The organism is Novosphingobium album (ex Liu et al. 2023), assembly GCF_029076845.1.
GTDB lineage: Bacteria > Pseudomonadota > Alphaproteobacteria > Sphingomonadales > Sphingomonadaceae > Novosphingobium.
The window spans coordinates 1-3,141 of record NZ_JARESE010000021.1 but is presented as its reverse complement, the minus strand read 5'-3'; the positions used below and the strand labels follow the sequence as shown (position 1 = coordinate 3,141).

The 3,141-nt window shown below is 64.5% G+C and carries 3 protein-coding genes; 2 read left to right on the top strand and 1 reads right to left on the bottom strand.

The annotated features are described in order from the left end of the window. The first annotated feature begins 72 nt into the window (after window positions 1-72). On the top strand, window positions 73-783 hold the full coding sequence (locus PYV00_RS08860; protein WP_275227937.1) for a TonB-dependent receptor domain-containing protein: 711 nt from the start codon (window positions 73-75) through the stop codon (window positions 781-783). Between the two features lie 10 nt (window positions 784-793). Then, on the top strand, window positions 794-2,407 hold the full coding sequence (locus tag PYV00_RS08855; protein WP_275227936.1) for an alkaline phosphatase D family protein: 1,614 nt from the start codon (window positions 794-796) through the stop codon (window positions 2,405-2,407). A gap of 404 nt (window positions 2,408-2,811) precedes the next feature. Here the strand turns inward: PYV00_RS08855 and PYV00_RS08850 are convergent, their stop codons facing one another. Continuing rightward, entirely contained in the window at window positions 2,812-3,024 is a 213-nt protein-coding gene (locus PYV00_RS08850) for a helix-turn-helix transcriptional regulator (protein ID WP_275227935.1), read from the bottom strand. Between the last annotated feature and the right edge of the window lie 117 nt (window positions 3,025-3,141).

The window sequence follows — 3,141 nt, the reverse complement described above, 5'->3', positions numbered from 1 at the left end:
CGGCGCGGCCACCTATCGGCCATCAAAATTGACGCCGACCGGACTCCGTAATCGTCGCGCTACACTCCGGGCCTGTCGCTCAACCAGGTCAGCTTCACGGGGAGCCGTGGCAATCCCGATCTCAAGCCTTTTCAGGCCGATCAGGCCGACGTCGCGCTCGAATGGTATTTCGGATCGTCAAGCGCGCTGTCGGGCACGGCCTTCTACAAGAAGATCAATTCGTTCACCGTGAACACCATCGTCGAGGAGTATTTCGAGAACGGGATCAACAGCGGCATCTACCGTGTCACCCAGCCCACGAATGGCGAGAGCGGCAGCGTGCAGGGGTTCGAGCTCAATTACCAGCAGCTCTTCCCCGACCTGCCGGGAATCCTTGCCGGCAGTGGCGTGACCCTCAGCTATACGTTCGCCGATAGCGATACGCCGCTGGTCAATTCGCTGACGGGCAAGAAAGACCCGCTTCCCGGGCTGTCGCGGCACAGCTTCAATGCCTCGGCCTTCCTGGAGCAGACCTGGGGCAATGTCCGCTTCACCTACAATTGGCGCGATACCTATCTGAACACGGTGCAGACCGCTGCCGCCGGGGGCAATCTCTATACCCGCGCCTATGGCCAGCTCGACGCTTCCTTCCAGTACAATCTTACCGAGCGGATCAAGCTGAACGTCGATCTGCTGAACATCACCGATGCCGCCAACCGTACTTATGAGGGCGCGCGGGAGCGCCTGCGCCTCTTCGAAGTCAACGATCGCCGGATCTTCTTCGGCATCCGCGCCAGGCTGTGACGGGGCGATGATGCGCGACACGTCCCGCCGGGCTTTCGTCCTCAAGGTGGCGCGCGGCGGCCTGGCCGGGCTTGGCCTGCATGGGGCTTTCGCGCTCCATGCCGCTGGCCTCGCCGGCCGGCGCCACGTCGATGAGGCACCGCGTTTCGCGCGCGACCCTTTCTCGCTGGGAGTGGCCGCCGGGGAGCCGGAGCAGGATGGCTTCGTCATCTGGACCCGGCTGGCGCCCGAGCCACTTGCCGCAGGCGGCGGCATGGCGCCCGGCCCGGTTCTGGTGGAATGGGAAGTGGCCGAGGATGAAGCGTTCCGCATCATCGTCCGGCAGGGCAAGGCGATCGCCCATCCCGAACTGGCCCATGCCGTGCATGTGGAAGTCGGCGGGCTGCGTCCCCGCCGCCCCTATTGGTATCGCTTCGTCGCCGGCGGCCTTCGCAGCCCGGTCGGCCGCGCGAATACGCTGCCGGTCGCGGGGGCCCCGCTCGAACGGCTGCGTTTCGTGGTCGCAGGCTGCCAGCACTACGAGGAAGGGCTCTACACCGGCTGGCGTCACATTGCCGAGGAAGCACCTGACTTCGTATTCCATTACGGCGACTATATCTACGAGGGGGGCGACGCGGGCGACAGGCCCCGCCTGCTTTTCGGCCGGACGGTCATGCCCGTACGCCGTCACGGCATGGCCGAGCCGATGTCGCTCGACGACTATCGGCGGCGCTACGCGCTGTACAAGAGCGATGCTGATCTTCGCGCGGCCCATGCCGCCTGCGCCTTCTTCGTGAGCTTCGACGATCATGAGGTCGACAACAACTGGGCGGGCCTGCAGGATCAGGATGGAACGCCGCCCGAGTTGTTCGCGCTTCGTCGGGCAGCTGCTTTCCAGGCGTTCTACGAGCATATGCCCCTGCGCCTTTCGGCGATGCCGCGCGACGGGCGGATGCGCCTGTTCCGCGCCGCGCGCTACGGCGATCTTGTGGATGCCTGGTTCCTCGATACCCGGCAGTATCGCTCCGGCCAGCCCTGCGGAGACCAGGGGGTGCCGGGATGTCAGGACATCTTCGCGCCCGATCGGACCATGCTGGGGGCGGCCCAGGAAAGCTGGCTGTTCGATGGCTTGGCATCGGGAACCGCGCGCTGGGCGATGATCGGCCAGCAGGTCTTGATGATGAACCTCAATTCCCAGCGCGATCCGCTCAAATCCGAACGGCAGTATTTCACCGATAGCTGGTCCGGCTTCCAGGCGAATCGCGATCGCCTGCTCGATCATATCGACAGGCTCGGCCTCAGGAACGTCGCGATCGTCAGCGGCGATTCCCATCTGCATTTCGTCGGCGACGTAGCGCCCGGCAATGCGCCCGACCGTGTTATCGCCTCGGAGTTCCTGGCGACCTCGATCAGCTCGGGAGCCGACGGCGCGCGCGAAATGCCCGTGACCCCTCTCTGGCTACGAAACAACGGCCAGTTGAAGATGATGGATGCCCGGCGCGGCTATATGGTCTGCACGGTTGACCGCAAAACCTGGCGCTCGGACATGCGCGTCCTCGACACGGTGGAGCGCCAGGGCGGAAGCGTCTCGACGCGCGCCAGCTATGTGCTGGAACGCGGTGAAAGAGGCGTGAAACCCGCCTGAGCCGTAAGACGCGGAGCCCCCCCCGATCGCTTCGGCCAAGCCGGCGGAATAGCCGGTTTGCGACAGGCCCTCTCGATAGTCGCACCGTCTTCGTCTAGTTCGGCATGAAAGCGACCTGCCGCTCACCGAACCTGGATTTCGTCATTCCGAAACGCCCTCGCTCGGCGCCTGCCGAACTTGGCGGGGAATTTCTCGCAAAAACGAACCAGATTGCCGCGTTCAGGTCAGGTGCCGGAAAACCAGCATTCAAGAACGTTGTGAGCTCTCAAGCCTTTAGGCGAGAAAATTGGCTCCCCGAGTAGACTTCGCGACATAGCTGCTTTCCCGCTGTTTTCCGTGGTTTGGGGTGGTGAAAAAGGGGGCGAGTGCCCCCGGAAATGCCCCGCTGAGTGTCCCCAGCTTTTTCAGTCGTCGGGGGCGACGAGTGGTCGTTGGCGCTTCCATTCCTCGATTTCGGACGCGACCCAGGCGACTGCCTGCACGCCGATTCTGCGAGGTCGGGGGAAGTTGCCGGCGGCCATCTGCCGGTAGATCGTCGGCCGGCTTAATCCGGTTTCGCGCTCGACTTCCTTGCGGCGCATGAAGCGATCGCTGCCGCTGAGGTGTGCTTCAGCCATTGGCTTTCCTTCCTTCGTCGCGGGCGTGGTTGAGGCGGGCGGCCGCGCTGGCGCTGCCGCCGCGATCGGGGTGGGCGGCGCGCATCTTGTCGCGCCAGGCGGCATCGATCTCGGCAA